Origin of the sequence: Pseudoponticoccus marisrubri, assembly GCF_001482405.1 — a bacterium.
Lineage (GTDB): Bacteria > Pseudomonadota > Alphaproteobacteria > Rhodobacterales > Rhodobacteraceae > Pseudoponticoccus > Pseudoponticoccus marisrubri.
The window spans coordinates 39,520-46,067 of record NZ_LPXO01000022.1 but is presented as its reverse complement, the minus strand read 5'-3'; the positions used below and the strand labels follow the sequence as shown (position 1 = coordinate 46,067).

The window sequence follows — 6,548 nt, the reverse complement described above, 5'->3', positions numbered from 1 at the left end:
CCCGAGATGGCGGATCGCCCCCGCCCCAGGCATCTACCTTGGCGCCGAGACCCGTCATGCACTAAGACTGAAACCGGACCACCCAATAGGGGCAGGCCACCGAACCTCGACCAGTCGCGCAAAGTTGCGAGACAGCTTGGTGGCCTGGTTGAGTGCCGCGCATGCACCCTCAAAATTTTGGCCAGTTTGGTTTGCTCGACGATAGAACTCCATTGTCGCGTTGTGGGATGCGATCAATTGCGCGTTCATCATGGCTTCGAGTTCGTCTCGTGGCTCCATTCCAGCCATTGCCGCGAGCGTTGCATCAAAGTGCTGGTCCTGCGTCTCTGGCGGTGAGTTCCTCGCCCACACGCTCATCATGGTTTGGTTCAAGAGAGTTTCGTTCCACGCTCCGACGATTGACCCTCCCAAGAACTGAAAAGGGTCGACCTTTTGGTCTTTGACCAGCGACATGATTGAAGGGTCTTTCATTTTGGTCATATTTCACATCCATTTTTTTGCCACCTGGTGTGTTTTCGAAGATCGGTGAATTTCCAGCCCCTTTCATGGCGGCTGGAGGAGCCAAGTGCGCGTACGTTCACTGGCGGGAACGGCTTTGTCTTGATGTCCCAGAAGAACGACGTCGGTGTCGGTGGCACTCTGCGCGTGCCCGCCGCCATTGGCGGGTGCAACGCATGGGGTATTAGGGGTATGTGTCGCACCCCCGTTGACCGGGTGTTGGCGGGGGGTTGCACCGGGGGTTGCACTCAGTATTGCACCGGGGGTTGCACCCTTACTCTTGACCATGATCGGCCCCCTTTCTGGCAATGTGTGAGCGGGCTTTCGCGCCGCTGCCGTGGCTGGCAATGACGATCTCGCCGCGTCCGAAAAGCGCATCCATCGCGCTCTTGAGCGCCCGCTTGGTGCAGCCCTCAGCCTCGGGGTGGCTGGCGAATTGCGTCGGGGCGTATGTCGGGCCGGGGCTGGCAGAGACGTAGCGGCCTTGCGCGGTCAGGGTGTCCAGCAGCTTGAGGAATACCCGCTCGCCCTTGGCTCCGGCGGCCAGCGCATCAAGCCCCGTGGGCTGCGCCTCAGCGATGAAGCGGCCAGCCTCCCATTTGAGATTGATCTCGCCACCCGTGCGCCCATAGTTGGCTTTCTTGGTGGACAACACCCGCGCGTCAGGGTCAGGCTCAAAGCCGTTGTCGGTGATCCGCGACAGGTAGAGCCGCGACCGGACAGAGTTATTCCATGCCGTCGATCCTGACGTTCCCGTGCCGCTATTGAGGCCGGTCAGGGACGGGTGGCCCAGCAGCAGGACCGCGCATTTCCGCTTGATCGCCAGACCGCGCAGGATGCCCACGAATTGCCGCACCTTGGCCCGGTCGTTCTCATTGGCCGGATACACGTCCGCCAGGGTGTCGATGACGATCAGGGCCGGGGCTTCCTCAGCCGCCCGCTTGTCCAACTCCTCGAACAGCGCGGATTGCATCAGGGCAATTTGCGTCTCGACCGCCAGCAACGCATCCTCGCCCGCCAGCGACCGCAGGGTGAGGCCCGACAGATCGTCATAGTCCCGGCCCTCAGCCGTCAGAATGTCATCAAGCCGCCGGTGCAATTCGTCGTCGTCATCCTCGGCACTCAGGAAGATCACGCGCCCGGTGTTCGCCGTCTTGCCGATCCATGCGGTTTGTGCCGCGACCGCGACCGCCAGTTGCAGCGCCAAGAGGCTCTTGCCGGTGCCCCCGTCGCCGCTGAAAAGCGTGACCGTCTTTTGGGGCACCAGTCCGTGCACCAGCCATTGCCGGGGCGGGACCGGCTTCCCCTTGAGCGATGCCGCCGAATAGAATTGGCTCTCACGCGCCGGGGCCGGTTGAATGATCGTCGGGCCGCGCGGGGCTGGCCGATAGTCGGGCCGGTCTTGCGGGTGTTCAGGCTCTTGCAGACCAGCCGTCAGGCCGCTCCTGATCGTGGCACGCACCGTCTCGGGGCCATCCTCTTGAGCAAGCCCCGACCGTTGCGCCGCTTCCATCAAAGCCGCCTCGACCTCAGCCGCTTGCAGGTATCCCGACGCGACCTTGTGGCCCAGCTTGAGCGCCGCGTTGTTCAGCGTCGTGTTGCGGGTGCCGTTCATCGCGCCCGCCACAATCGCCGCCTCAGCGTCCAGCGCCCGCCGCGCCCATTTCTCGCCGCGCTTGGTATCCTCAAGCGACCGCAGATCGCGGGGATACTCGGGAAGGTTACAGGCACCCATAGCCGCCCCCTTCCCATTGGTATTCGTCGCGAGTGATGGACGGCAGAGACGGGGGCAGGACGACATAGCCGCCGTCCCCCCGAATATCGACGCCCGCCGCCAAGAGGCCCGCAGAGTTTTTGAGCGGGCCATTGTAGCGCATGAACACATGCAAGCCGCCGCTCGGGGTGATGGATATGACCGGGGACAGGGAATAGGGGTCGATCCCGACCGCCCGCAGATTGGCCAGCCCGTCCACCCCGTTCTTGCGGTCAATGTCCAGCACTACCACGCCAGACGGCTTGCCAGTGGGCATTCCGATCATGGCCAGAGGCCAGCGCGCCCACCACGCCTTGACCGTCTCGGGGTCAGTCGTCGCCCGCCGCTTGGTCTGTTCCGGGTGGCCATCTTCGCCCTTGCCCCACTTGACCAGCGGCTTTTTCTGGCCGTCGATCATAATAGCGGGGAACACCGGATAGCCCTTGGCCGCGTAACCCAGGGCCGCGCTCAACAGTTCCTTGCGAAAGAGCGCCGCGCGTTCCTCGGGGGTGCCCAGGTAGGGCCACGGCTCAGAAAGCATCGCTTGGGGGGTCAAAGCGTTCATACCAGACCCCCTTCGAAGTGCCGCGCGATAATGTCTGGCGCGCCGCGCCACAACGGGCTATCGTGAGGGGTAAGCTGACCTGCTTCACATACGCTCTCAGCGCCGTTGCGGGGACCAGCCGCAGCGGCGTCTTCTTTTTCAGCAATGCTTTGAAACGCTTTACAAAATGCCGGTTCGTTCTCGGCGTGTTCGCGGTTGTTCGGGCCGACGTTGGAAAACGCATCGCCTTGATGTTGCGCCAGAAAGGCGGGAACAGGCAAAAGCCTGCACTTCCCCCACATCGCCAATCCCCCGCAGGTCACGTGAAAAACGGCGTGCAACCGACTGGTGTGTCATGAAACTGTTGCGCCAAGCTGTCAGGGGCCGCTGCATGACGCCACTCTCCACCCTGTTTTCCGTCTTCGGACGCATCGGCCTTCTGTCCTTCGGCGGGCCCGCGGCGCAGATCGCGCTGATGCATCGCGAACTGGTCGAGGCACGGCCCTGGCTGACCGAGGCCCAATTCCTGCGCGCGCTCAGCTTCTGCATGCTGCTGCCCGGGCCCGAGGCGATGCAGCTGGCCACCTATGCCGGCTGGCGCCTGCGCGGCATCCCCGGCGGTCTGGTGGCGGGCGGGCTCTTCGTGCTGCCCGGCGCGGCGCTGCTCGCGGCGCTGGCCCTGCTCTATGCGCAATACGGTGCCCGCCCCGAGACCGAGGCGCTGCTGCTGGGCGTGAAGGCCTGCGTACTGGTCATCGTGGCCCAGGCGCTCTGGCGGCTGTCGCAGAAGGCGCTGCGCGGTCGGGGTGATCTGGCCCTCGCGGGGCTCTCCTTCGTGGCGCTCTTCGCTCTGGGCCTGCCCTTTCCGCTGATCATCGCGCTGGCCGCGCTCTGGGGGGCGTGGCGCGCAGCGCCGCCCGACACCCCGCTGCCCGAGGCGACGCCCGTGGCGCGCACCCGGCCGGCCACGCTGCTGCTCTGGGCCGCGCTCTGGCTGGCGCCGCTGCCGGTACTGTACCTGTCCGGGCAGGAACTGCTCTTCGACCTGTCGGTCTTCTTCGGCAAGCTGGCGGTCGTCACCTTCGGCGGCGCCTATGCCGTGCTGGCCTACATGGCGCAGGAAGTGGTCGAGATCCGCGGCTGGCTCGCGCCCGAGCAGATGGTCGACGCGCTGGGCCTGGCCGAGACGACGCCCGGTCCGCTGATCCTGGTGACACAATTCGTGGGCCAGCTGACGGGACATGCGCAGGGCGGCCCCGGGCTGGCACTGGCCGCGGGCGCGCTGACGCTCTGGATGACCTTCGTGCCCTGCTTTCTGTGGATCTTCGCCGGCGCCCCTTACGTCGAGACGCTGCTGGCGCGGCCACGGCTGACCGCGGCCCTGGCAGCGATCAGCGCCGCGGTGGTGGGCGTGATCCTGAACCTGTCGCTCTGGTTCGCGCTGCACGTTCTGTTCGCGCAGCTGACCCAGGTGGGGGCCGGGCCGGTGCAGGTCGACCTGCCGGTGCCCGCCTCGCTGCGCTGGCAGGTGCTGCCCGCAATTGCGCTGGCCGGGATCCTGCTGATCGGGCTGAAACGCGGCGTGCCGGTCACGCTGGTGGCCTGCGCGGCGCTGGCCTGGGCGCTGTCGCGGCTCTGAGCATTCCCCCCTTTCGTTCCGCGTCAAAAACAATATGGTGAGGGAGACAGGGGAAGGCTCACGACATGTCAGAAGGTATCGATTACGGCAAGCTGATGCATCGCGCCATGCGCGGTCTGATCCAGGAGGTGCTGGAGGATGTGCAATCCCGCGGCCTGCCGGGAGAGCATCACTTCTTCATCACCTTCGACACCCAGCACCCCGAGACCGAGCTGGCCGACTGGCTGGCCGACCGCTACCCGGGCGAGATGACGGTGGTCATGCAGCACTGGTTCGACGGGCTCGAGGTCACCGACGAGGGGTTCTCGGTCACGCTGAATTTCGGCGACGCGCCCGAGCGGCTCTACATCCCCTACGACGCGATCAAGACCTTCGTGGATCCCTCGGTCGAGTTCGGCCTGCGCTTCGAAAGCCAGGACGAGGATGACGAGGATGATGACGGGCCGCACCCGCCCGAGCCGCCCGAGGACGGCCAGCCGCCCGCGCGCGAGGCCCATCAGGATGCCGAGGTCGTCAGCCTCGACCGGTTCCGCAAGTAGGGTCGCGCAAGCCGCGCCCGAAACCTGCGGATGTTAACGGTATCCCACGGTATGCCGTGTTGCCTTTCACCACGCATCGGCTATGACAAGGCGACCCTATCCGCAGGAGCATTGCGATGACCGGAACCCGCACCGAAACCGACAGCTTCGGCCCGCTCGACGTCCCCGCCGACAAGTACTGGGGCGCCCAGACCCAGCGGTCCATCCTGAACTTCCCCATCGGGTGGGAACGCCAGCCCGTGGCCATCGTGCGCGCGCTGGGCGTGATCAAGCAGGCCTGCGCCATGGCCAACAAGGCCAATGGCAAGCTGGATGCGAAGATCGCCGACGCCATCATCGAGGCCGCCTCCGAGGTGCACCAGGGCAAGCTCGACGACAACTTCCCGCTGGTCGTCTGGCAGACCGGTTCGGGCACGCAGTCGAACATGAACGCCAACGAGGTGATCGGCAACCGCGCGATCGAGATCCTCGGCGGCACCATGGGCTCCAAGGACCCGGTGCATCCGAACGATCACTGCAACATGGGCCAGTCCTCGAACGACACCTTCCCCACCGCGATGCATATAGCCACGGCCGTGACCGCGCACGAGGTGCTGCTGCCCGGGCTCGAGAAGCTGCACGGCGCGCTGGCGCGCAAGGTCGCCGAGTTCGACGGCATCATCAAGATCGGTCGCACCCATACCCAGGATGCGACCCCCCTGACGCTCAGCCAGGAATTCTCGGGCTACCTGCACCAGGTCGCCATGGGGATCGAGCGCATCAAGGCGGCCTTGCCGCGGATCTACGAGCTGGCCCAGGGCGGCACCGCCGTGGGCACCGGGCTCAATACCCAACAGGGCTGGGCCGAGACCGTGGCCGCCAACATGGCGCAGATCACCGGCCTGCCCTTCGTGACCGCGCCCAACAAGTTCGAGGCGCTGGCCGCGCATGACGCCATGGTCGAGATGTCCGGCGCGCTCAAGACCGTGGCGGCCTCGCTTTTCAAGATCGCCAATGACATCCGCCTGCTGGGCTCGGGCCCGCGCTGCGGGCTGGGCGAGCTGATCCTGCCCGAGAACGAGCCCGGCAGCTCGATCATGCCCGGCAAGGTCAACCCGACCCAATGCGAGGCGCTGACCCAGGTCTGCGCCCATGTCATGGGCAACGACGCCGCCGTGGGCTTTGCCGGCAGCCAGGGCCATTTCGAGCTCAATGTCTACAAGCCGATGATGGCCTATAACGTGCTGCAGAGCATGCAGCTTCTGGGCGACGCGGCCTCGGCCTTCACCGACAACCTCGTCGACGGGCTGGAAGCCAACCGCGACCGGATCGAGAAGCTGATGCGCGAAAGCCTGATGCTGGTCACCGCGCTCGCGCCCGAGATCGGCTATGACAATGCCACCACGGTCGCCAAGACCGCGCACAAGAAGGGCACCACGCTCAAGGAAGAGGCCATCGGCCTGGGCTTCGTGGACGAGGAAACCTTCGACCGGGTCGTACGCCCCGAGCAGATGGTCGGGCCGAAAGCCTAAGCGACGTGGGGGGCTTCGCCACCGGCTCTGCGAGCCTCCCCCGAGTATTTGGAGAAAGATGAAA

At 65.5% G+C, this 6,548-nt stretch carries 7 protein-coding genes; 3 read left to right on the top strand and 4 right to left on the bottom strand.

Annotated features, from left to right (window positions below; all coding sequences use genetic code 11):
* Positions 1–54: 54 nt before the first annotated feature.
* The 4 genes from AVJ23_RS22970 to AVJ23_RS22965 form a co-directional block, all read right to left on the bottom strand.
* On the bottom strand, positions 55–480 hold the full coding sequence (locus AVJ23_RS22970; RefSeq protein WP_169795959.1) for a hypothetical protein: 426 nt from the start codon (positions 478–480) through the stop codon (positions 55–57).
* Between the two features lie 292 nt (positions 481–772).
* Positions 773–2,233, bottom strand: a complete 1,461-nt coding sequence (locus AVJ23_RS20835; RefSeq protein WP_240484757.1) for an AAA family ATPase — start codon at positions 2,231–2,233, stop codon at positions 773–775.
* Positions 2,220–2,816, bottom strand: coding sequence for a bifunctional DNA primase/polymerase (locus tag AVJ23_RS20830; protein WP_058864161.1), 597 nt, complete (start codon positions 2,814–2,816; stop codon positions 2,220–2,222). Before AVJ23_RS20830 ends, AVJ23_RS20835 begins: the two co-directional genes overlap by 14 nt.
* Entirely contained in the window at positions 2,813–3,097 is a 285-nt protein-coding gene (locus AVJ23_RS22965) for a hypothetical protein (RefSeq protein WP_157772749.1), read from the bottom strand. The genes AVJ23_RS20830 and AVJ23_RS22965 overlap by 4 nt, the downstream gene beginning before the upstream one ends.
* 89 nt (positions 3,098–3,186) lie before the next feature.
* Between AVJ23_RS22965 and chrA the strand changes: the two genes are divergently transcribed.
* From chrA to fumC, 3 genes are all read left to right on the top strand, one after another.
* Positions 3,187–4,434, top strand: a complete 1,248-nt coding sequence (gene chrA / locus AVJ23_RS20825; protein ID WP_058864160.1) for a chromate efflux transporter — start codon at positions 3,187–3,189, stop codon at positions 4,432–4,434.
* A 65-nt stretch (positions 4,435–4,499) separates the two neighbouring features.
* Positions 4,500–4,973, top strand: coding sequence for an SspB family protein (locus AVJ23_RS20820; RefSeq protein WP_058864159.1), 474 nt, complete (start codon positions 4,500–4,502; stop codon positions 4,971–4,973).
* Positions 4,974–5,089: 116 nt separating this feature from the next.
* Positions 5,090–6,484 carry a class II fumarate hydratase gene (gene fumC, locus AVJ23_RS20815; RefSeq protein ID WP_058864158.1) on the top strand — a complete coding sequence of 465 codons (1,395 nt, stop codon included), beginning with the start codon at positions 5,090–5,092 and terminating at the stop codon, positions 6,482–6,484.
* The last annotated feature ends 64 nt before the right edge of the window (positions 6,485–6,548 follow it).

Bases quoted from the DNA above. Each gene is read 5' to 3' on its own strand.
- AVJ23_RS22970 (WP_169795959.1), bottom strand. From the start codon at position 480: ATGACCAAAATGAAAGACCCTTCAATCATGTCGCTGGTCAAAGACCAA.
- AVJ23_RS20835 (WP_240484757.1), bottom strand. From the start codon at position 2,233: ATGGGTGCCTGTAACCTTCCCGAGTATCCCCGCGATCTGCGGTCGCTT.
- AVJ23_RS20830 (WP_058864161.1), bottom strand. From the start codon at position 2,816: ATGAACGCTTTGACCCCCCAAGCGATGCTTTCTGAGCCGTGGCCCTAC.
- AVJ23_RS22965 (WP_157772749.1), bottom strand. From the start codon at position 3,097: ATGTGGGGGAAGTGCAGGCTTTTGCCTGTTCCCGCCTTTCTGGCGCAA.
- chrA (WP_058864160.1), top strand. From the start codon at position 3,187: ATGACGCCACTCTCCACCCTGTTTTCCGTCTTCGGACGCATCGGCCTT.
- AVJ23_RS20820 (WP_058864159.1), top strand. From the start codon at position 4,500: ATGTCAGAAGGTATCGATTACGGCAAGCTGATGCATCGCGCCATGCGC.
- fumC (WP_058864158.1), top strand. From the start codon at position 5,090: ATGACCGGAACCCGCACCGAAACCGACAGCTTCGGCCCGCTCGACGTC.